The sequence below is a fragment of the Roseomonas haemaphysalidis genome (assembly GCF_017355405.1).
GTDB lineage: Bacteria > Pseudomonadota > Alphaproteobacteria > Acetobacterales > Acetobacteraceae > Pseudoroseomonas > Pseudoroseomonas haemaphysalidis.
The window spans coordinates 1,598,476-1,619,231 of record NZ_CP061177.1 but is presented as its reverse complement, the minus strand read 5'-3'; the positions used below and the strand labels follow the sequence as shown (position 1 = coordinate 1,619,231).

Here is a 20,756-nt window from a genome sequence, read left to right as displayed (position 1 = left end):
GGCGGCGCCGCATGGCTGGGCAAGGCGCGAAACGCCGCGCCCGCCGCCGGGCATGTCGGCCGTACGTGGTTCAGAGCAATCCGGCCTTGGTCATGAGGGCGCTGACGGCGCGGCTGTCCAGCGTCGCGGGCTGCACGTCCGGTGCCTGCAGCTCGGCCAGCGGCACCAGCTTGGGATGGGACGCCTGGCCATTGCCCACCGCGTATTCAAAGGAGTCGCCGGTGCGCAGCACGCCCTGCCCCTTCGGACCGGCGACCCAGCGCAGAAAGGCCTGGGCCTGCGCTTGGTTCCTGCTGGAAGCCAGCACGCCGCCGCCTGAGATGGAGACGAAGGCCCCCGGGTCCTGGTTGCGGAAATAGTGCAGCTGGACGTTGTTGCTGTTTTCCCCCGTCTTCGCCTGATCGCCGAAGAAGTAATAGTGGTAGATGACGGCCCCGGGGATCTCGCCGGCGTTCACGGCCTTCAGGCAGGTGCTGTTGCCGCGGTAGGCGACGAAGTTCTGTTTCATGCCCTGCAGCCAAGCCAGCGTCGCCGCCTCGCCCTTCAGTTGCAGCATGGCGCCGACGATGGCCTGAAAGTCCGCCCCGCTCGGCGAGGCGGCCCAACGCCCCTTCCAGGACGGGTCGGCCAGATCCATGATGGACTTCGGCAGCTGCGCCTCGGTCAGCTTGCGGGTGTCATAGGCGAAGACGGTGCTGCGCGCGGCAATGCCCATCCAGCGCCCCTGCGCCGGGCGGAAATGGGCGGGCACCAGCCCCAGCGTCGTGTCGTCCAGCGGCGCGAAAAGGTTGGCGGACTGCACCAGCGCCATGGCGGGCGAGTTTTCGGTCAGGAATACGTCGGCGGGAGAAGCGGCACCCTCCTGCACGATCTGGTTCGCCAGTTCGGTATCGCCGCCGTTGCGTACCGTGACCTTCACGCCGGTCTCCGCGGTGAAGCCGTTCACCCACTCCTTGGTCAGGCTGGCGTGCTGCGCGTTGTAGACCAGCAGCTCACCGGCCGCCTGGGCACGCCCGCTCCTCGCCAGAAGGGAGGACGCACCGGCGGCAAGAAGGGCGGCGACGCCGCGACGGGGGATCGTCATTGGGGAATGCCTTGGCTGATCGGCCCCTGCGGCCGGATGGACGCAAGTGGCAACGAGGGAGCGATCCGGTCAAGTTAATGATTCTTAGAAGCGTTCTCAGCGATGGAAGGTCCGTTGCGACCCGGGCCGGTGGCCCTTTCACATGATCGCCGGGCCAAATGCTCACAGGGTCGGCACCGCGTCCCTGCGTCACGCCACCTGGAATGGCTGGACGCGAAGCAACCTCCACCCATTCCGCGCAGCGGGTGCGCGGCTGTTCCACAGGGCCCGGCAGGTGGCCCCCGTCGCTTGCCCGGTTCGCCTGGCCTCGCTACGCTCCAAGCGTCGTCAACCGCAACCGACAGGAGGGACGCGGTGCATCGCTGCCATCACAACCGTCGCGGCCCCGTTGCGGCCCTGCAGATGCGTTTGCAGGGCTGATCAGGCGGCGGACTTCCCCAGTTTCTTTCCCCGGTCAGCTCATCCTGTGATGAACGTGCCGCGCCTGGACCCTGGTCCGGCCCGGCGGGCGAAAGACGACCCGATGTCCCTGATCACCCTCGAAGCCCTTGGCATGGCCCTGGGCGCTCCCCTCTTTTCCGGCCTCGACCTCATCATCCAGAAGGGCGACCGCATCGGCCTCGTCGCCCGCAACGGCGGCGGCAAGTCCACGCTGCTGCGCATTCTAGCCGACCGTGCCGAGCCTACCGCGGGATGCTGCCGGTATGGTCGCAACCTATGCGTCACGCTGATGCAGCAGGACCCCGAGCCCGCCGCGCTGTCCCTGCCGGTGCGCGAAGTTCTGCTCCAGGCCCTGCCCGCCGAAAGCCGGGACTGGGAAGGCTGGCGGGTGGATGTGGCGCTGGACGCCATGGCGATCCCGGGCGCGCTGCACGACCGCCCACTGGGCACGCTCAGCGGCGGCTGGCAACGCATGGCCCTGCTGGCCCGGGCGTGGCTGACGGAACCTGATGTCCTGCTGATGGACGAGCCGACCAACCACCTGGACCTGCAGCGGATCGGCCAGTTGCAGCGCTGGATCGCGGCCCTGCCACAGGACACCGCGCTGCTGGTCGCCAGCCACGACCGCGCCTTTCTGGACACGGTGACGCGGCGCACCCTGTTTCTGCGCACCACGGCCCCGGTGGAGTTCCGGGCCCCCTACGGCACCGCGCGGGCCAGCCTGGCGGAGCGGGACGAAGCGACGGCGCGCCGGCATGAGACCGAGCTCCGCCAGGCCACCCGGCTGCGGCAGCAGGCGGCCAAGCTGCACAACATCGGCGTCAATTCCGGCTCCGACCTGCTGAACAGCAAGACCAAGCAGCTGCGGGAACGCGCGGAGCGCATCGAGGCCGCGGCGCGCCCGGCCCATCGCGAAAGCCCGGCCGTGCAGATCCGGCTGGCCGACGGCGACACCCATGCCAAGACCCTGCTGACGCTCGACGCCGTGACGGTAGCGGCGCCGGACGGGCGGCGGCTGTTCCGCACCGGCAAGCTGCGCCTGCACCCCGGGGACCGCGTGGTGCTGCTGGGCGCCAACGGCACCGGCAAGTCGCGCCTGTTGGGCTTGGTGACAGAGGCCATCGCGGGGCGGCCGCATCCGGGGCTGACGGTCAGTGCCACGGTGGTGGCGGGCATCTGCGACCAGTCGCTCAGCCACCTGCGGCCGGACGAGATGGTGCACGATGCCGTCGCCGGGCGCTTCGCGGTGAGCGATCAGCGTGTCCGCACCCTGCTGGCCACGGCGGGATTTGCGGTGGAACGACAGGGGCAGCGTGTCGCGCAGTTGTCCGGCGGCCAGAAGGCGCGGCTGGCGATGCTGATCCTGCGGCTGCAGGAACCCAACTTCTTTCTGCTCGACGAGCCGACCAACCACCTCGACATCGAGGGGCAGGAGATGCTGGAAGAGGAACTGCGGCAGCGGGACGGCGCCTCGCTGCTGGTGTCGCACGACCGCCGCTTCGTGGAAAACGTCGGCACGCGGTTCTGGCGGATCGACCGCGGCACGCTGGCCGAGGTGGACGACCCGCAAGGCTTCTTCAGCGCGATGATGGCCCCAGGGTAAGCACGACAGGGAACCAGATGGCCGCAGCCACGCAATCCGCCCGGCCCGCCGCTGTCATCTTCGATATGGATGGCCTGCTGTTCGACAGCGAGGCGCTGTACCACGACGCCATCCTGGCGGCTGCCCGCGAGCTCGGGCACCGCTTCACCACGGCTGACTTCCTGCTGCTGGTCGGCCGCCCCTGGCCGGTGAACCGTGCCGCCCTGCAGGCCCATATCGGCCCGTCGGGAGATGTCGAGGCGTTTCGCGCAGCATGGTCCCGGCATTACGAGAGAATGAAGGGCGCCCTGGCCATCAAACCGGGTGCTGTGTCACTGCTGGACCGTCTGGACACGCTGGGCCTGCCGCGCGCCATCTGCACTTCTTCCGGTCATGATGAGGTGCGGCACAACCTGGCGCTACACGGCCTGACGAACCGCTTCCACGCCATCATCGCCGCCGGAGATTATGCGGTAGGAAAACCGGCGCCCGATCCATTCCTGCGCGCCGCGGCGGTGCTGGGGGTGGCACCGCAGGATTGCTGGGCGCTGGAGGACTCGCACAACGGCGTCCATTCGGCCGCTGCCGCGGGCATGCGGACCATCATGGTGCCGGACCTGCTGCCCGCCACCGAGGAGATCCGATCGCTTTGCCACCACATCGCGGCCGATCTGCATGCGGTCCGGAAGCTGCTGCGATAAGCCGGCGCGACAACCATGGTGGGCGAGATCCGGTCGCTGGCGCAGATCAAACCGCCCACCCCGCCTCGCGATCGGCTGATACGAAAGCCACGCGACGCCGTATTCAGCCCGACCGCATGCTTCCGGCCTGAAGGCGGACCACCTGGTCCTCGCCGATCCCGGACGGAGACGAAACGCCGAGCAGGCCAAGGTCACGCATGACCTCCGCACCCAACAGGTTCGCGGCATGCGCCACGCCCTCTGCCCCGGCAAGGGCGGCTGCGTAGATGAAGGGGCGGCCGACAAAGACAAAGGCAGCGCCGAGCGCCATGGCCTTGAGGACATCCGCGCCGCGACGGATGCCGCAATCCATCATCACCGGGATGCCGCCTGCGGCCTCGACCGCGGCGGGCAGGGTGCGCATGGGCGACACCGCGCCATCGAGCTGGCGGCCGCCATGGTTGGACAGGATAACCCCGTCGGCGCCCGCCTCCCGCGCCAGCAGGACGTCCCTGGGGTGCAGGATGCCCTTGATGACGAGGCGCCCCTTCCATTGCCGGCGGATCTGGCCGACATGCCCCCAGTCCAGGTGATCCTTGCGCCCGAAGTCGCGCATGACGGCGCCGGACATGATCGGCGCGCCGCGGGTGGCATAGGAATTCTCGAAATGCGGCATTCCAGGCCGCCATAGGGTTCGCAGAAAGGTGTTCATCGTCCAGTCCGGGCGCACCATGCCATCCCAGGCCAGACGCAGGCTCGGCCGCAGCGGCGTCGAAAAGCCGCTGCGGATGTTGTTTTCGCGGTTCGCCAGGACGGCGGTGTCGACGGTAAGGACGAGGGTGCCGACGCCCGCCCGGGCCACGCGGTCCACCAGCGCGGCAATCCTGTCCGGCTCCCCGGGCAGGTAGGCCTGGAACCACATGCCGGGATTGGCGTCGAACACCTCTTCCAGCCGGATCAGCGACGAGCCGCTCATGATCATCGGGATGTCGAGCTGCCGCGCGGCCCGCGCGAGTTGCAGATCACCCCGGTAGGCGATCAGCGCGCTGATACCCATGGGAGCGATGCCAAACGGCATGGCGTAGGTATGGCCGAACAGCTCCGTCGCCTGGCTCCGTCCTGAAACGTTGCGCAGCACCCGCGTGACGAAGCGGTATTCGGCGAAGACCTGCCGGTTGTCCGTGCGCGTCAGGCTGTCCTCGGCCGCCCCGGCGACATACCCGTAAATCGGGCGCGGCAAGTGGCGGCGCGCGGCCTTTTCCAGGTCGTCCAGGCTGAGGATGTGCCGCATGCGGCGCGGGACCTGCCGGACCGGCGGCTTGGCGGAAGCTGGCGTTGCGTTCCCTTCGGTCAGTTCCATCGCGACATCGGGTGCGCCGATGTCCTGTCGCTTTGCATCCGACATCACGAATGACCCTCCGGCGGCAGGTGGCAGATCCAGGCGGCCGTTCCCTGGAACGGTGCCGCCCTTTCATCGCTCAGGGTGCCACCGGCGAGCCGCTCAAGGGCATTCCCCGGCACGGGACCGCTGTCGCTGCCCTTGTCCCCGGGAAAGTCGCTTTCGAACATGCAGCGCGGCGCAGCGGCCGGCGATCACTGCTGCCACGGCGTCTTTTCCCAGATCTGGCGATAGCGGGCTTCCTGGGCAGGCATCTGCGCTTCCCACTCGGCCCCCGGCAGATAGGCCATGGGCAGTTCCAGCTGCCGTGCCTTCTCGGCCCAGTCCGGCTTGGCGATCACCCGGGCGATGGCCTCCTGCAGCTGCAGGGCAATCTCATCCGGCATGGCGCGCGGCGCGCCGATGCCGCGTTCGCTGGTCATCAGCACGTCGTAGCCGAGCTCCTGGAAGGTGGGCACATCCGGCATCAGCGCCCAGCGCTTCGGCCCCATCCCCGCCAGCGGCCGCAACGCAGGCTGGTCCTGTCCCAGCATGCCGATCTCGCCCAGGTTCAAGCCGGCGACATCGATATGCTTGGCCAGAATGGCGTTCTTGACCTGCCCGGCCCCGGCATACGGCGTGTGGATGAACTCCGTACCCGTCACCGCCTGGAACAGCGTCAGCGCCAGGTGGTCATCGGTGCCGACGCCGGAGGTGCCCACGCTGAGCGCGCCGGGGCGGCGCTTCGCCTCGGCCACAAGGTCGGCGAGCGACTTGATCGGCGAATCCCGGTGCACCACGAAGGCCGTCGGGTCATCGACCAGCCGTGCGATAGCGCGGATCTTCGTGCGGTCGTAGCGGACGCGCCGCTCCACCGGGATGGACAGGTAGCCCGGCGTGTTGATGCTGCCGATGGTGTAGCCGTCCGGCCGCGCGGTCTGCATCGCGACATAGGAGGTCTCGCCCCCCGCGCCGGGCTTGTTGCTGATCACGAAGTTGGCGCCGGGCAACTCAGCGGACAAGGCCTGCCCCAGGGCGCGCAGCATCACGTCGGTGCCGCCGCCCGGCGCGAAGCCCACGATGATCTCGATCGCGCGGCCGTTGGGCCAGGCAGCCTGCGCCAGCGCCGGGCGCGCGAGCGGCAGCGCGACCAGGGCGGCGCCCGCTGCCAGCAGTCCACGGCGTTGCAGGTGGTGCGGACGGGTCATTTCTTGTTTCCTCCAGAGGGACGTCGTGGGCGCCGCGTCAGGCAGCCGGGAAAAGGCCGGCCTTCATCCCGCCGGGCACGACCACCGCGCCCTCCAGGCTCGGCAGGCGCCCCGCCAGCACGGCGATGATGCTGTCCGCCGCGCCGCAGGCCATGCCGGTCGCGCCGCGCGGCGTGTTGGCGGCCAGGTGCGGCGTCGGCACGACACGCGGGTGGCTGCGGAAGCGGCTGTCGGCTTCCAGCGGCTCCTTCGCGAAGACATCGACGCCCGCCCAGCCCACCTGGCCGGAATCCAGCGCCGCCAGCAGCGCATCCTGGTCCACGATGCCGCCACGGGCGGTGTGCACGAGCACCGCGCCCTGGGGCAGCAAGGCCAGCTCCGCCGCGCCGATCAGGCCACGGGTTTCCGGCTCCAGCGGGCAATGCAGCGACAGCACCTGGGCCTGGCGCAGCAGCTCGGGCAGCGTTTCCACGCGCTCGCCCGGGCCCGGCAGGGCACCGGCCGGCAGGTAGGGGTCATAGGCCAGGACGCGCATGCCGAAGGCAGCGGCGTAGCGCGCCACCTTGGAGCCGATGGCGCCGTACCCGACGAGGCCGAGCGTCATGCCGTCGATGTCGCGCGTCATGCGGGAGGTCTTTTCCCACAGGCCCTCGCGCATGCCGCTGACCACGGAAGGCATGTCCTTCAGCATGAACAGCATCAGCGCCATGGCGTGCTCGGCCACCGAGCGGGAATTCGCCCCGGCCGCCCGCGTCACGGTCAGGCCGCGGGCCTTTGCGGCGGGGATGTCGATGCCGTCGATGCCCGCGCCGTGCCGTGCCACGATGCGAAGCTCCGGCGCTGCGGCATCCATGATCGTGCCGTTGATGATTCCCTGGCGGTGCAGGATCGCCACGGGGCGGTGCCTGCCAATGGCGGCGAGCAGCTCGTCCTCGCCCGGGTAGCCGGTGGTGCAATGCACCGCGTAGCCTGCTTCCTCCAGCATGGCGACGGCTTCGGGAGCCAGCTTGGCGGCGGAGACGAGGACGTTCGGGCGCGTGGTGTCGGGCATGGGGCGGTGTTCCGGAACTGGCAAAGTCGGCATTGCGCGAATTGAGCTTTCCACAGGCGCCGTGAGACGGCATTGCGCGCCGGCGATCACCCGGGCGCGAAACCGGACGCGGGCCGATAACGGCCGGTGACGTCGGACCAGCATGTTCACCCCGGCCCGGGGCTTTGCTTTCCCGGCGCCACCCTGCCTTGGCTTGGCGGGCGGCTAGTCCAGCCCCTCGCAGCCCAGACGCCGCAGAGACGCATCGACCCAGGAAGCGTCATGGGTCCCCGCCGCGATATCGGCGACCTGCTTTCCTTCCGCCGCGTGCTTGGCGCTGGCGGCGGCATGGATGACATCGGCTTCCTCGAAGGGCACGCACAGCAGGCCGTCGTCGTCGCCGAGGATCAGGTCGCCCGGCGCGATCACCATGCCGTCGATGGCCACAGGAAGGTTGATCTCGCCCGGGCCATCCTTGTAGGGGCCACGATGCGTCACGCCGGCCGCGAAGACCGGGAAGTTCTGCGCACGGATGGCAGCGCTGTCGCGGATCGCGCCGTTGATCACGATGCCGCCAAGGCCGCGCTTCACCATCTGCGCCAGCATCAGCTCGCCGATCAGCGCGTTGGTGAGATCCCCACCCGCATCCACCACAATCACGTCGCCGGGCTCGGCCAGCGCGATGGCCTTGTGGATCATCAGGTTGTCGCCGGGCCGCGTTTTCACGGTCAGGGCGGGGCCGCTCAGCACAGCACCATCGGCGTGCATCGGGCGGAGGCGTGCTCCCCCCGCCGTCATGCGCGACATCACGTCGCTGACATTCGCGACCGGCAGGGAACGAAAGCTGTCAACCAGCGCGGGCGCAACGCAGCGCGTGCGGCGAAGAATGCGAAATCCAGCGGCCATGGCCGTCCCCTTTCCCTTGGGAGGCGCCATGACAGCGCCGTTTGTTTGACAACGATGCATTCCGAATGCCAGAACCCCAGACAAAACGCAACGCCGTTTCGAATTTGGCGAGAAAGGGATGAAAGCACCATGACCCACCGCACGTTCACGCCCGTGTCGCGCCGCGTCCTCCTGGGCGCAGGCATGGCCGGGCTGGCATTGCCGCTGGCCCGTCCCGCCGTGTCGCAGGAAAGCTACCCGGCACGTGCCGTGCGGGTGGTCGTGCCCTGGGCGCCCGGCGGCGCGGTGGACACGCTGGCCCGGCGCCTGTCGCAGAAGTTGTCCGAGCAGATGGGCCAGCCCTTCGTGGTCGAGAACAAGTCGGGGGCCACGGGCACCATTGGCGCGGGCGAGGCCGCCCGGGCGGCGCCGGACGGCTACACGCTGCTGGCCATGGACAACACCTACGCCATGCTGCCCTACCTGTTCAGCCGCCTGCCCTTCGACTTCGAGACCGCCTTCCGCCCGGTCACGGTCACCGCCTTCTCGCCGATCCTGCTGGCGGTGGGCGAGAAGTCGCCCTTCCGCGACCTCGCCGCCCTGATCGCGGCGGCGAAGCAGGACCCCGAGAAGCTGACCTATGGCACCGGCGGCACCGGCAGCGCGCCGCATTTCGCGACGCTCGCCTTCGAGCGCGCGGCGGACGTCAAGCTGTACCACGTGCCCTATCGCGGCGCGGGGGAAGCGGTGATCGGCGTGCTGTCGGGCAATGTCAGCCTGGTCATGCTGTCGCCCGGCTCGGCGCTCGGCAACATCCGCGGCGGGCAGCTGCGGCCGCTGGCCATCAGCGGCGCGCACCGCGTGGCGGCGCTGCCGGAGGTACCGACCTTCGGGGAAGCCGGACTGCCGGGCTACAGCGTCATCAACTGGTCTGGCCTGGCCGCGCCGAAGGGCACGCCGGATGCCGTGGTGCAGCGCCTGCAGCAGGAAGCCGCCCGCGCCCTTGCCGCCCCCGACATGAAGAGCTTCATCGCCGACCTCGGCTCGGAGCCGGGCGGCATCGCGCCTGATGCCTTCGCCCGCCTGATCCAGGAGGAAACGGCGCGCTGGCGCGACGTCGCCGCCGCCGGCGGCATCGAGAAGCAGTAAGGGCCACGACGATGAGCTTCTTCGCCGCGCCTCCGCGCATCGAGACCGAGATCTTCACCCGCCTGCCGGACCGCTTCCGGCAGCCGCGGCGCAGCGCCTGGGGCGATGCCAACCGTGCCGGGCGGCCGGTGGACAGCTTTCTGGAAGGCCCCGCCTTCGACCGGCAGGGCAGGCTCTACGTCACCGACATCCCCTTTGGCCGCATCTTCCGCGTCTCGCCCGCGGGGGAATGGGAGCAGGTTGCCGAATATGACGGCTGGCCGAACGGGCTGAAGATCCATCGGGACGGGCGGATCTTCATCACCGACTACAAGCGCGGCATCATGTTGCTGGACCCGGAAGGCGGCGCCGTCACCCCGTTCCTGGACACCGTGCGCTCTGAAAGCTTCAAGGGCGTCAACGACCTGGTCTTCGGAGCCGGGGGCGAGCTGTACTTCACCGACCAGGGCCAGACCGGGCTGCAGGACCCCACCGGGCGCGTCTACCGCCTGAGCACGGATGGGCGGCTGGATTGCCTGATCGACACGGTGCCGAGCCCCAACGGCATCGTGGTGGCGCCGGACGCGTCCTTTCTGCTGGTGGCGGTGACGCGGGCCAACCAGATCTGGCGCCTGCCGCTGCATGCCGATGGCAGCGTGACCAAGGCCAGCATCTTCTGTCACTTGCATGGTGGACCCAGCGGCCCCGACGGGCTGGCGCTGGACGCCGAGGGCGGGCTGCTGGTCGCCCATGCGGGTTTCGGCACGGTGTGGCGCCTGTCGCCCCGCGCCGAGCCACTGGCCCGCATCGCCTCCTGCGCCGGATGGTCCACCACCAATCTGGCCTTCGGAGGCGCGGACGGCCGCAGCCTCTTCATCACGGAGTCCGAAACCGGGTCGATCCTGCGGGCAACCCTGCCGGTACCCGGGCAACCGCTCTACTCCCACGCCGCTCACGCCTGATCAGGGCTGGCTTGCCGTCAGCCCGCCCGGGTCGTAACGGTGCTTGCATGACCACCCCGACCCGACCCATCGCTTCATTGGAAGGCGTCGCCTCGGCAGGGCGCGCCCTCACCCTGCTGTCCGCCTTCCGCAAGGGCGACGACGCCGTATCGCTGGCGGAGCTGACAGCGCGGACGGGTCTGGTGAAGACCACGATCATGCGGCTCGCCATCTCGCTGGAGGAGCACGGTTATCTGGTGCGGCTGCCCGATGGGTCGTACCGCCTGGGCGTCGAGCTGTTCCGCCTGGGCTCGGTCTACCAGCAGTCCTTCCGGATCGAGGCGCATGTCATGCCCGCTCTGGAGAAGCTGGTCGCGGCGACGGGTGAAAGCGCCTCTTTGTATGTGCGGAGCGGCAACCAGCGGCTTTGCTTGTACCGGGCTGACTCGCCGCACACCCTCCGCCTGCACGTACGGCAGGGCGACCTGCGACCGATGGATGATTCGGCGACGGCGCAGGTGCTCCGCCTGTTCGAGGACGTCGCACACCGCGGAGAAACCGGGGTCTCGCTCCCGCTGTATACGAGCGGAGCGACAGACCCCCACATCGCCAGCATGGCGGTTCCCGTCTTCGGGCCCGGCGAAAGTTTCGCAGGCGCCCTCAGCTTGACGGGGCCGGTCACGCGCTTTGACCGGGAAGCGGCAAACAGGGCCGCCAGGACCGTGCTGACCGTCGCGGCCGATCTCACTCGTGCCCTTGGTGGCACGCCCCATCCTTCCGGCCAGCAATCATAGACGATGACGCGGGCGAATGACGGAGGCGAGCCAGGGATCGGCCAGATCGCCGGCTCAGCGCTCGCGTTCCTTCGCCAGACCGGATAGCCCCGCGATGCTCCCAAGGACGCAGGCGCTCGATATGGCATCCGCACACCGTGCGGAAACCTGCCGGCGCCTGCCCCTGGCATCACCCGGCGATCGGGTACAGGTATCGTGCGGCGGTGGAGAAATCGAAGGTTGCGAAGTTGAAGGTCGAGATGCCGGGGGTATCCACTGTCACGATCCGCGCCGCCGCGGTCTCGAAGAAGGCGCGGAAGTGCTGGCTCGACTTGATGGCGATGACCTTGTAGCCGTCCATCGGCATGCCGTGCAGCTTGAGCATCTCGTCATCCAGCAGCTGCGACTTCAACTCGGTGACGATGACGTCGACATGCCCGATGCGCAGCCGGGTGGACAAGCCGTAGTCCCGCTCGCCACCCTTGCCCATCGGCGTGCTGGCGATGAAGCGGCAGCGCGTGTTCATCACGACCTCGGCCTCGACCTCCAGCGGCGGACCGTGCAGCGTGTCCACCTTGCCGCCCAGCGAGACGGCTATGCGCGCACCCTCCCCCGCCCGGTGGGCAGCGGCCACCACCGCGGAGTCGGCAAGATGCGCGAAGCAGGTGCCCGGCACGTTCCGGCGCAGCAGCTCGGCCAGCAGCCACGTGCCATCGCCCGGCGCACCCGCGCCGGGATTGTCGGAGGTCTCGTTGACGATCACCGGCGCTTCCGGGCAGGACAGCGCCAGTTCCAGCCCCTCCGCCGCGCCGGGCAGATCAACCGTGAAGACGTCGCGCTGCCGCCAGATGACGTCGGCGACATCGCGCGCCGCCTTTCGCGCCAGCGCCTCGTCGCCATCCGCGATGGCGATCACGGACACGCAGGTGGCGTCCGAATCACCGTAGGGAAAGCCGTGATAGGCGGCGCAGTTCAACATGCCCGGCTTCGCCTCCCACTCGGCGCAACGGGCATTCACCGCTTTCAGCGGGCCATGAAAGGTCGTGGTGGTCGGAATCATCATCGGCAGCCGGGTCAGCGCCATGCGCGGCTTGAGCAGGCCGCGCACCATCAGGTGCAGATGATGGATGGCATCCCGGCCCCGCTCATACATGTCGATATGCGGGTATTCCTTCACGCCAAACAACATGTCGGCGTTGTCGACCATCCGCTCGGTGATGTTGCCATGCAGGTCGAGGGTCGCCGCGATCGGCATGGCGGCACCGTAGTCCAGCCGCAGGGTCCGCAGCAGGTCTCCCTCGATGTCGCCGGTGCTTTCGGCAATGCCGGCACCGTGCAACTCCAGGCAGATGGCGTCGAAGGGGGCCACGGCGCGCAGCCCGTCCAGCACCCGGCGCTTGATCTCCGCCCAGGTTTCCGCCCGGATAAAGCCCGATGGGCTGGTGATGGCGGCGAAGGTCGGCAGCAGCTCGATGCCGCCCAGCGCCTGCGCCTCGTCGACCATGCCGCCGATGTAGTCCCGCACGCCGCGGTGGCGGTTCAGGATCTCCTCCCCCTCGATCCAGGAGCGGATGGAGAAGGCGGCCTGGTCGGTCAGTTCGCTGGAAAAGGTGTTGGTCTCATGCGAGACCTGGGCGATCGCGATACGCATGGGTCATCCTTTGGCGCCGCGACGTTGCGGCGCCCTGAGCGAGCGGGGTGGAAACAGCGGCGGCGGGCCGGTCAGGTGAAGCGGGCGCTCCAGAACACGTGCAACCCATCCGGCACGTCGGCCAGCCTGCTGGTCCAGGCAGTCTTGTTGAAGTACTGGCCGGTGGGGATGTAGACCGCGTGCCGCAGCGCGGCGGCCTGGATCTCGCGCGCCAGCCGCAATTGCCCGGCGGGCTCGGACGCATCGATCCAGGCGTTCCGCAGCGCGTCCACCTCCGGAACCTCGGGCCAGCCGAAATAGGTCTGCCCGCCGGAGGTCCGCAGCATCTGGCTGACGCCGGGATTGACCAGGTCCAGCCCATACCAGGTGGTGTGGAACATGTTCCAGCCGCCTGCATCCGGCGCCGCCTTGCTGGCGCGGCGCTGCACCAGCGTGCCCCAGTCGGAAACCACGTAATCGACGTTCATGCCGAGGCGGCGCAGCACGTCGTTCGCCACCTCGCCCAGCGCGGCCAGCACGGGGTTGTCGGAGGCCGCCATCAGCACCACGCGCTCGCCCTTGTAGCCCGCCGCCTGCAAGGCCTTCTTCGATGCCTCGAAATCCTTGCGGCCATTGAGCGCGGCCATGCCGGCATCGTTGGCCATCGGCGTTTCAGGCGGAAACACGCCGACGCCGGCGCGCCACATGCTGGGGTCGCCCGCCGCCGCCGCCATGCAATCCTCCTGCGAGAAGGCCTCCATCACGATGCGGCGGATCTCGGTGTTGTTGAAGGGTGGATGCAGGTGGTTGAAGATGCCGGTGCCGACGATGCCGAGCGGGCTGCTGCGCCGCGCCTGCATGGTGCGGGACCGATCGATCAGCGGCAGCAGGTCGTTGGGCGGGTTTTCCCACCAGTCGACCTCGCCGTTCTGCAGCGCGCTCATCGCCGTGCCGGGGTCGGGCATCACCGTCCATTCCACGCGGTCCACATGCACCACCTTGGGACCGGCCGCCCAGCTGGACGTGCCATCCGGCCGGGGCACGTAGTCGCGGTTGCGCTCGTACACCACCTTGGCGCCGACGATGCGCTCATCCGCCTTCCAGCGGAACGGGCCGGAGCCGATCAGCTCCCGGATCTGCTGGTTGGACGGGGTTTCCGCCACCCGCTCGGGCATGATCACCAGCGCTGGCGGGCCAAGCCGCGCCAGCGTACCCAGGATGCCGGGATAGGGCTTCTGCAGACGGATCACGAAGCGGTCGTCGGCGGGGGCGGAGATCTCGGCCACGCGCGCCATCAGCGTCGCGCCCTCGGCGTTGCGCTCGGCCCATCGGCGGATGGAGGCGACGCAGTCGCGGCCCCGCACGGGCTCGCCGTCATGGAACTTCAGGCCGGGGCGCAGCGTGAAGGTCCAGAGCCGGCCGTCATCCTCCACGATGTGGCCGGCCACCATCTGCGGCTGCGGGCGCAGGCTGCTGTCCAGGCCGTAGAGCTGGTCCCACACCATCAGCGCGTGGTTGCGCGTGACATAGGCGGTGGTGAAGACGGGGTCGATCACCGTCAGGTCGCTTTGCGGCACGAAGCGCAGCGTGGTGCGCTGCGCCTGCGCCAGGGCGGGTCGGGACAGAAGGACGGCCGACCCTGCGGCGGCTGTGAGAAATGACCGGCGGTGCATAGGCTTTCTTCTCAGCTGAGGCGTGAATACCGGTGTCCGGGGCGCGGCGCCGCTGCGAGCGGTCTTGATGCTGGCGGCCATGCTAGACAGCCCCCGCCGCCCAAAGCAACCATGGCACCGGCGGAGCGCGCCGCCGGCACCGCGGCATCCTGACGGCGGCGGAAGCGCCGGCCGCCCCTACCGGCCCGCATCCGCGAGGACCAAGTCGGCATCGACTTTTCTGTGCTGCTCGGCGTCGAATTCGCCACAGATCTTCGCGGTCACCACCGTCGCGATGCTGTTGCCGATGACATTGGTGGTCGCCACCGCGATCGACATGAAGCGGTAAACGCCGAACAGGATCGCCAGCCCCTCGACCGGCAGCACGCCCGTGGCGGCCACCGTCGCGGCGAACACCACGAAGCTGCCGCCTGACACCGTGGCGGCGCCCTTGGACGTCAGCAGCATGATGCCGAGAATGCCGAGCTGCTGCCCCAGGTCCAGCGGCACGCCATAAGCGTTGGCCAGGAAGATGACCCCCATGGACATGTAGATCGAGGTGCCGTCCAGGTTGAAGGCATAGCCGGTCGGCAGCACCAGCCCGGCGGTTTGCCGCGACACGCCGTATCGTGGCAGCTTCTCCAGCAGGCGCGGCAGCACGCTTTCCGACGATGCGGTGCCGAGCACGATGTAGATTTCTTCGCGGATGAACCGCAGAAAGTGAAACAGGTTGAGACGGAACAGCGCGCACACCGTGCCAAGGACGATGGCGATGAACGCGATCACGGTGCCGTAGAAGGTGAGCACCAGGTAGACCAGCGACAGCAAGACGCTGGAACCGCTGGAGCCGACGGCGAAGGCCACCGCGCCGAAGGTGCCGATCGGCGCCATCATCATGATGATGTGGATGAACTCGAACAACACATCGGAGATGCGGTTGAGACCGCGTTCCACCGGCGCGCGCTTGTCGGCCTTCATGCGCAGCAGCGCGGCGCCGAACAGGATCGCCACCACCAGCACCTGCAGCAGCTCGCCGCGCGCGAAGGCGCCCACGAAGTTGTCCGGAAAGATGTTGAGGATGAAGCCCAGCGTCGTGTGCGCTTCCCCGGCGGCGGGGACCGGCGGGCGGGCACCCTGCGCGGCGGCGGTGGCGGCCGCCATGCCCTTCCCCACCCCCAGCAGGTTGCCGGCCAGCAGGCCGAAGGCGAGGGCGAGCGTGGAGATCAGCTCGAAATACAGCATCGCCACCAGCCCGACCTTGCCGATGCGCTTGAAATCCCCCGCCGCGACGATGCCCGACGCGACGCACAGGAAGACCAGCGGCGCCACGGCCGTCTTGATCAGGCGCAGGAAGATGTCACCGAGGATCTTCAGCTGCACGGCCACGGCCGGGAACAGGAATCCCATCGCCACGCCCAGCACCATCGCCAGAATGATCTGGAAACCCAGCCCGCGCCACATGGGTCTGGGAGGCGGAGCGGTGCTCGTGCCAGACATGATGCTTCTCCCTTGATGATTGGCGGGGGCCTCGGCGAAGCCGCCCCGCGATGCGCCGGCCGCGTCGGAACGCCGCCGCCGCCGTGGCTTCAGGATGCCTGGCCGCGCGACGCCGCCACCGCGCGGTCCACCATCTGCGGCGCCATGCCCAGGTAGTTGGCCGGGTCGGTGAGCCGGTCGATGGCAGCGCGATCCAGGTGGCAGGCAACCACGGGATGGCGCGCCAGCGCATCGGCCAGCGTGCCGCCCTGTTCGTTCACCTCGCGGCAAACGTCGTAGACGATGTCGTGCGCCTCGTCCCGGCCGGTGAAGGGGGCCAGGCCCATCATCACCGCCTCCGCGACGATCAGGCCCCTGCTGCTGCCGAGGTTGGCGCGCATGCGTGCCTCGTCCACGATCAGCCCGCCCAGCGCGAACTTCGCCTGATGCAGCGCGCTGGCCGTCAGCAGGAAGCTTTCGGGGATGGCCATCCATTCGGCGTGCCAGGGGCCGGTGGCCCGTTCCAGATCCGTGACCATGGCATCCAGCATCAGCCCGGCCTGCTGCCGGACGCCCTTGGCGGCGGCGAGCATCAGCTCCGCGGAGATCGGATTGCGCTTCTGCGGCATGGTGGAGGACGCGCCGCGGCCTTTCACGAAAGGCTCGTACACCTCGGCGAACTCGGTGGAAGCCAGCAGCATGATGTCATAGGCGATCTTGCCCAGCGAACCGGCGATCAGCGCCAGCAGGTTGACGGCCTCGGCGAAGCCGTCGCGCGCGACATGCCAGGTGGTGGCCGGCACGCCCAGGCCGAGTTCCCGGCAGAACGCCGCCTGCACGTCCAGGCCCTTGTCGCCCAGGGAGGCCAGGGTGCCCGCCGCGCCGGCGAACTCGCCCACCAGGACGCGTGGCTTGAGCTGCGCCAGCCGCTCGGCATGCCGGTCGAACATGGCCAGCCAGATCGCCGCCTTGTAGCCGAAGGTGACCGGCAAAGCCTGTTGCAGATGCGTGCGGCCGGCCATCGCCGTGTCCCGGAACCGGGTCGCCAAGCCACACAGGATGCGGCGGAGTTCCGCGATGTCGCCTTCCACGATCTCCAGGCCGGCGCGCACCCGCAGCACATCGGCGGTGTCCATGATGTCCTGCGTCGTCGCGCCCCAGTGAACAAAGCGTCCCGCCTCGCCGCATTGCGTCACCAGCTGATGCACGAGCGGCAGGATGGGATAGCCGACATTGTCCGTCTCATGCCGCAGCCGCTCGAAGTCGAGGGCATCGATGTCGCAGCCCGCGGCGATGCGCTCGGCCGCTTCCGCCGGGATCACGCCGCAACGCGCCTCCGCCCGGGCCAGGGCGACCTCCACCTCGACATAACGCGCGATCAGGCTACGGTCGGAAAACACCTCGCGCATGGCGGGTGTGCCGAAGGCGTCGCGGAACAGGGCGGAGTCGAAAATTGTGGAAGCTGTGCTGGTCAGGGGCAAGGCGCGTGTCCTGGAGATTGCCGGCTGGAATGCCTGGCTATAATTATGTTCGAACATAAGGTTGTTAAATATGTTCGAACATAACGTCAAGGCCGAAAACGGCGAAGGGCCGCGCCACGCCGAGCTGGCGCAGGACCTGATGGCGGGCATCGCCTCGGGGCGTTTTCCCGTCGGGTCGCTGCTGCCGACCGAATTCGAATTGTGCGAGCAATACGGCGCCAGCCGCTATGCCGTGCGCATCGCCATCAACGAGCTGGTGGAACGCGGCCTGGTGTCACGCCGCAAGCGGGCCGGCACGCGGGTCGAGGCCCGCGCGGTGCGGGGAAATTACCGCCAGTCCCTCGGCTCGCTCGATGACCTGGTGCAATTCAGCGCGTCGCATGTCCGGGAAATGCGGGACACGGGGGCGCATGTGATGGATCGTACCCTGGCCGACGCCCTGGGCGTGGCCGAGGGGTCGCGCTGGCTGCGCATTTCCAGCCTGCGGCTGGACGGCGTGCCGGACGCCCTGCCCATCGGCTGGACGGATGTCTACCTCGACCCGGCCTATTCCGATGTGGTCGAGCAGGCCCGCTCCCTGCCGGACACGCTGGTGGTCACCCTGGTCGAGGCCCGGCACGGCCGCCATGCCGCCGAGATCCGGCAGGACATCGCCGTGTCGGCCGTGCCCGCCCGCATGAGCGGGGCCTTGCAGGCGGAGGCGGGCTCGCCCGCCCTGCGGATCATCCGCCGCTACCTGGACCCTGACGGCACGGCGTTCGAGATATCCGACAGCATCCATCCGGCGGGGCGCTTCACCGCATCCAGCCGCCTGCAGCGGCATCGCCAGTAACGCCGCGCCCCGCCCGCGCATCCCACAGGAGCCTGCCCATGGCCACCGCCATCGCCGAAGACCTCATCCAGCGTTTCTTCCGCTACCTGGCGGTGGAAAGCCAAAGCGACGCCGCGGCCACCACGGTTCCCAGCACGCCGGGCCAGCGACGGCTGGCGGAAATGCTGCAGGCGGAGCTGCAGGCACTGGGGCTGTCCGACATCCATCTCGACGCGCACAGCATCCTGACCGCCCGCCTGCCGGGCACGCTGCCCGGCGCGCCCTGCATCGGCTTTGTGGCGCATCTGGATACGGTGGATGTGGGCCTTTCGCCGGCCGTCAATCCGCAGCGCCTGCGCTTCGACGGCGCCGACCTGCTGCTGAACGGGGCGGAGGACATCTGGCTGCGGGTGGCCGAGCATCCGGAGATCCTGCCGTATCGCGGCCAGGAGATCCTGCTGGGCGATGGCACCAGCGTGCTGGGGGCCGACAACAAGGCGGCTGTCAGCATCCTGATGACGCTGATGGCGCATCTCGCCGCCGACAGCGCGCCGCGCGGCGACATCATCGTGGCCTTTGTGCCGGACGAGGAGATCGGCCTGCGCGGCGCCAAGGCCATGGACCTGTCGCGCTTTCCCGTGGCCTTCGCCTACACGATCGATTCCTGCGAGCGTGGCGAGGTCGTCTACGAGACCTTCAACGCCGCCGGCGTCATCATCGACATCACCGGCGTCACCGCCCACCCGATGTCGGCCAAGGGCGTGCTGGTGAACCCCATCCTGGTGGCCACCGACCTGCTGGCCCTGTTCGACCGGGAGCAGACGCCGGAACGGACGGCGGGGCGTGACGGATACTGGTGGTGCAACGGCATCTCCGGCAACCAGAGCACCGCGCGGCTCCAGATGTCGATCCGCGACCATGACAGCCGTCGCTTCGCCGAGCGCAAGGACTTCGTGGTCGAGGCGGTGCAGGCCATCCGCGACCGCCACCCGGGCGCGCGGGTGGAATTCCGGATCGAGGACAGCTACGCCAACATCGATGCCGCGATGGGCAATGACCGCCACTGCGTCGATCTGATCTTCCGCACCATGGAGCAGATGGGCATCGCTCCCAAGGTGGTCGCGATGCGCGGCGGCACGGATGGTTCCGCCCTTTCCGCGCGCGGCGTGCCGACGCCGAACTACTTCACCGGCGCGCACAACTTCCATTCGCGCTTCGAATTCCTGCCGGTGCCGTCCTTCGTGGATTCCTTCGAGATGACGCGGCAATTGTGCCTGCTGGCGGCGCAGCCGCGCGCGGCCGATTGAAGGGCGCGCGGCCTCAGCCGGCGGGCCGGCCGGGCTGCGTGGCGGAAGCGATCGCCAGCGCGGCCACGGCCACGGCCAGCGGCACGAAGGACAGTTGCAGGACGGTGCTCCACCCATAGGCCGTCAGCAGGCCGCCGGACAGAAAGGAGCCGACGGCCATGGTGCCGAAGACGACGAAGTCGTTGAAGGACTGCACCCGCGCCCGTTCCTCCGGGCGGTGGCATTCCAGCACCATGGCCGACGCGCCGACGAAGCCGAAGTTCCAGCCCAGCCCAAGCAGGGTCAGGGCAAGCCAGAAATGCGCCACGTCCACGCCGGCAAGGCCCGCCAGCGCCGCCGCGGCGGTCAGCAGCAGGCCCGCGGCCACCACGCGCCGCGCCCCGAAGCGCGTGATCAGGCTGCCGGTGAAGAAGCTCGGCCCGTACATCGCGATCACGTGCCATTGCAGGCCGAGGTTGGAGGATTCCTGCGACAGGCCGCACATCTGCATGGCCAGCGGGGCGGCGGTCATCAGGAAGTTCATCAGCAGGTAGGTGATCACGCCGCACACCACGGCGGTGACGAAGCGGGGCTGGCGGACGATCTCGGCCAGCGGTCGGCCACGTGCCGTTTCGGCCGCCGTCGGCCGGGGCAGCCGCACGCCCAGCAGGATCAGCGCCGACAGCGCTGCCACGCCCGCCTGCGCCAGGTAGGTGGCGGCGAACAGGTGCGGCATCCACAGGTGCATGGTGTGGGTGACCAGCTGCGGCCCGATGACGCCCGCGAACACCCCGCCCGCCATGACGGCCGACAGCGCGCGCGGCCGCCGCTCGGGTGGTGCGCAGTCGGCGGCGGCGAAGCGGAAGGACAGCACCACCGCGGCATAGGCGCCGCCGAAAAAGGTCGCCACGCAGAACAGCCAGAAGGCACCGAGCACGATGGCCAGCGCGGACAGCAGCCCGACCAGCACGCCGCAGCCCGTGCCGGCCAGAAACGTGGCGCGGCGGCCATGGCGCTGCGCGATGGCACCGGCCGGCAGGGTGCAGGCGGCCATGCCCACCACGAAGATGGAGATGGGCAGCGTGGCCAGCGCTTTGTCGGGCGCCAGCATATTGCCGATAATGGCGCCGGTCGCGTAGATCACGGTGGCATTGGCCCCGGCCAGGGCCTGCACCGTGGCCAGGCGCAGGATGTTGCCGCGCTCGAATTGCTGAAAATCGGCAGGCGCCGTCGTTGCGGCGTCGCTGGCGTATGACATGGCGTTCCTCGGGCGGCGGGCGTTCTTGGCCA

The 20,756-nt window shown here is 69.1% G+C and carries 17 protein-coding genes; 7 read left to right on the top strand and 10 right to left on the bottom strand.

The features are described 5' to 3' along the window. Positions 1–70: 70 nt before the first annotated feature. On the bottom strand, positions 71–1,084 hold the full coding sequence (locus IAI59_RS07435; protein ID WP_207416853.1) for an iron ABC transporter substrate-binding protein: 1,014 nt from the start codon (positions 1,082–1,084) through the stop codon (positions 71–73). Between the two features lie 523 nt (positions 1,085–1,607). Between IAI59_RS07435 and IAI59_RS07430 the strand changes: the two genes are divergently transcribed. Next, positions 1,608–3,128, top strand: a complete 1,521-nt coding sequence (locus tag IAI59_RS07430; protein WP_207416854.1) for an ABC-F family ATP-binding cassette domain-containing protein — start codon at positions 1,608–1,610, stop codon at positions 3,126–3,128. A gap of 17 nt (positions 3,129–3,145) precedes the next feature. Next, positions 3,146–3,808 (top strand): HAD family hydrolase, encoded by a 663-nt coding sequence (locus IAI59_RS07425; RefSeq protein WP_207416855.1) that lies wholly within the window; start codon positions 3,146–3,148, stop codon positions 3,806–3,808. Positions 3,809–3,911: 103 nt separating this feature from the next. Here the strand turns inward: IAI59_RS07425 and IAI59_RS07420 are convergent, their stop codons facing one another. The 4 genes from IAI59_RS07420 to IAI59_RS07405 form a co-directional block, all read right to left on the bottom strand. After that, positions 3,912–5,147: an alpha-hydroxy acid oxidase gene (locus tag IAI59_RS07420; protein ID WP_207417084.1), complete on the bottom strand. Its 1,236-nt coding sequence runs from the start codon at positions 5,145–5,147 to the stop codon at positions 3,912–3,914. Between the two features lie 233 nt (positions 5,148–5,380). Further along, positions 5,381–6,373, bottom strand: coding sequence for a tripartite tricarboxylate transporter substrate binding protein (locus tag IAI59_RS07415; protein ID WP_207416856.1), 993 nt, complete (start codon positions 6,371–6,373; stop codon positions 5,381–5,383). Between the two features lie 37 nt (positions 6,374–6,410). Further along, positions 6,411–7,424, bottom strand: a complete 1,014-nt coding sequence (locus IAI59_RS07410) for a hydroxyacid dehydrogenase (RefSeq protein ID WP_207416857.1) — start codon at positions 7,422–7,424, stop codon at positions 6,411–6,413. A gap of 204 nt (positions 7,425–7,628) precedes the next feature. Beyond that, positions 7,629–8,309, bottom strand: a complete 681-nt coding sequence (locus IAI59_RS07405) for an RraA family protein (protein WP_207416858.1) — start codon at positions 8,307–8,309, stop codon at positions 7,629–7,631. Positions 8,310–8,438: 129 nt separating this feature from the next. Between IAI59_RS07405 and IAI59_RS07400 the strand changes: the two genes are divergently transcribed. The 3 genes from IAI59_RS07400 to IAI59_RS07390 are packed head-to-tail and all read left to right on the top strand — an operon-like array spanning position 8,439 to position 11,151. Further along, positions 8,439–9,437: a Bug family tripartite tricarboxylate transporter substrate binding protein gene (locus IAI59_RS07400; protein ID WP_207416859.1), complete on the top strand. Its 999-nt coding sequence runs from the start codon at positions 8,439–8,441 to the stop codon at positions 9,435–9,437. Positions 9,438–9,448: 11 nt separating this feature from the next. After that, positions 9,449–10,378 carry an SMP-30/gluconolactonase/LRE family protein gene (locus tag IAI59_RS07395; protein ID WP_207416860.1) on the top strand — a complete coding sequence of 310 codons (930 nt, stop codon included), beginning with the start codon at positions 9,449–9,451 and terminating at the stop codon, positions 10,376–10,378. 47 nt (positions 10,379–10,425) lie between these two features. Continuing rightward, the gene (locus IAI59_RS07390; RefSeq protein ID WP_207416862.1) at positions 10,426–11,151 is read left to right on the top strand and encodes an IclR family transcriptional regulator; all 726 of its coding nucleotides are present in this window, start codon (positions 10,426–10,428) and stop codon (positions 11,149–11,151) included. Positions 11,152–11,320: 169 nt separating this feature from the next. Here IAI59_RS07390 and IAI59_RS07385 read toward each other — a convergent pair whose 3' ends face one another. From IAI59_RS07385 to IAI59_RS07370, 4 genes are all read right to left on the bottom strand, one after another. Beyond that, complete coding sequence (locus tag IAI59_RS07385; protein ID WP_207416864.1) at positions 11,321–12,781, bottom strand: M81 family metallopeptidase; 1,461 nt, start codon at positions 12,779–12,781, stop codon at positions 11,321–11,323. Positions 12,782–12,852: 71 nt separating this feature from the next. After that, the gene (locus IAI59_RS07380) at positions 12,853–14,433 is read right to left on the bottom strand and encodes an ABC transporter substrate-binding protein (RefSeq protein WP_207416866.1); all 1,581 of its coding nucleotides are present in this window, start codon (positions 14,431–14,433) and stop codon (positions 12,853–12,855) included. A 177-nt stretch (positions 14,434–14,610) separates the two neighbouring features. Next, on the bottom strand, positions 14,611–15,909 hold the full coding sequence (locus tag IAI59_RS07375) for a cation:dicarboxylate symporter family transporter (RefSeq protein WP_207416867.1): 1,299 nt from the start codon (positions 15,907–15,909) through the stop codon (positions 14,611–14,613). Between the two features lie 89 nt (positions 15,910–15,998). Next, entirely contained in the window at positions 15,999–17,369 is a 1,371-nt protein-coding gene (locus IAI59_RS07370; RefSeq protein WP_237180634.1) for a class-II fumarase/aspartase family protein, read from the bottom strand. 70 nt (positions 17,370–17,439) lie between these two features. Here IAI59_RS07370 and IAI59_RS07365 point away from each other — a divergent pair, with 70 nt between their 5' ends. Next, complete coding sequence (locus IAI59_RS07365) at positions 17,440–18,201, top strand: GntR family transcriptional regulator (protein ID WP_207416869.1); 762 nt, start codon at positions 17,440–17,442, stop codon at positions 18,199–18,201. Between the two features lie 38 nt (positions 18,202–18,239). Continuing rightward, positions 18,240–19,487, top strand: coding sequence for a peptidase T (pepT, locus tag IAI59_RS07360; protein ID WP_207416870.1), 1,248 nt, complete (start codon positions 18,240–18,242; stop codon positions 19,485–19,487). 13 nt (positions 19,488–19,500) lie between these two features. On the opposite strand, the gene IAI59_RS07355 is transcribed toward pepT, so the two are convergent. Beyond that, positions 19,501–20,724 carry an MFS transporter gene (locus IAI59_RS07355; RefSeq protein ID WP_207416871.1) on the bottom strand — a complete coding sequence of 408 codons (1,224 nt, stop codon included), beginning with the start codon at positions 20,722–20,724 and terminating at the stop codon, positions 19,501–19,503. Positions 20,725–20,756 lie beyond the last annotated feature (32 nt).

What these genes read in the sequence shown, in the direction of transcription:
- IAI59_RS07435 (WP_207416853.1), bottom strand. Translation starts at nt 1,084, where the DNA reads ATGACGATCCCCCGTCGCGGCGTCGCCGCCCTTCTTGCCGCCGGTGCG.
- IAI59_RS07430 (WP_207416854.1), top strand. Translation starts at nt 1,608, where the DNA reads ATGTCCCTGATCACCCTCGAAGCCCTTGGCATGGCCCTGGGCGCTCCC.
- IAI59_RS07425 (WP_207416855.1), top strand. Translation starts at nt 3,146, where the DNA reads ATGGCCGCAGCCACGCAATCCGCCCGGCCCGCCGCTGTCATCTTCGAT.
- IAI59_RS07420 (WP_207417084.1), bottom strand. Translation starts at nt 5,147, where the DNA reads ATGGAACTGACCGAAGGGAACGCAACGCCAGCTTCCGCCAAGCCGCCG.
- IAI59_RS07415 (WP_207416856.1), bottom strand. Translation starts at nt 6,373, where the DNA reads ATGACCCGTCCGCACCACCTGCAACGCCGTGGACTGCTGGCAGCGGGC.
- IAI59_RS07410 (WP_207416857.1), bottom strand. Translation starts at nt 7,424, where the DNA reads ATGCCCGACACCACGCGCCCGAACGTCCTCGTCTCCGCCGCCAAGCTG.
- IAI59_RS07405 (WP_207416858.1), bottom strand. Translation starts at nt 8,309, where the DNA reads ATGGCCGCTGGATTTCGCATTCTTCGCCGCACGCGCTGCGTTGCGCCC.
- IAI59_RS07400 (WP_207416859.1), top strand. Translation starts at nt 8,439, where the DNA reads ATGACCCACCGCACGTTCACGCCCGTGTCGCGCCGCGTCCTCCTGGGC.
- IAI59_RS07395 (WP_207416860.1), top strand. Translation starts at nt 9,449, where the DNA reads ATGAGCTTCTTCGCCGCGCCTCCGCGCATCGAGACCGAGATCTTCACC.
- IAI59_RS07390 (WP_207416862.1), top strand. Translation starts at nt 10,426, where the DNA reads ATGACCACCCCGACCCGACCCATCGCTTCATTGGAAGGCGTCGCCTCG.
- IAI59_RS07385 (WP_207416864.1), bottom strand. Translation starts at nt 12,781, where the DNA reads ATGCGTATCGCGATCGCCCAGGTCTCGCATGAGACCAACACCTTTTCC.
- IAI59_RS07380 (WP_207416866.1), bottom strand. Translation starts at nt 14,433, where the DNA reads ATGCACCGCCGGTCATTTCTCACAGCCGCCGCAGGGTCGGCCGTCCTT.
- IAI59_RS07375 (WP_207416867.1), bottom strand. Translation starts at nt 15,909, where the DNA reads ATGTCTGGCACGAGCACCGCTCCGCCTCCCAGACCCATGTGGCGCGGG.
- IAI59_RS07365 (WP_207416869.1), top strand. Translation starts at nt 17,440, where the DNA reads ATGTTCGAACATAACGTCAAGGCCGAAAACGGCGAAGGGCCGCGCCAC.
- pepT (WP_207416870.1), top strand. Translation starts at nt 18,240, where the DNA reads ATGGCCACCGCCATCGCCGAAGACCTCATCCAGCGTTTCTTCCGCTAC.
- IAI59_RS07355 (WP_207416871.1), bottom strand. Translation starts at nt 20,724, where the DNA reads ATGTCATACGCCAGCGACGCCGCAACGACGGCGCCTGCCGATTTTCAG.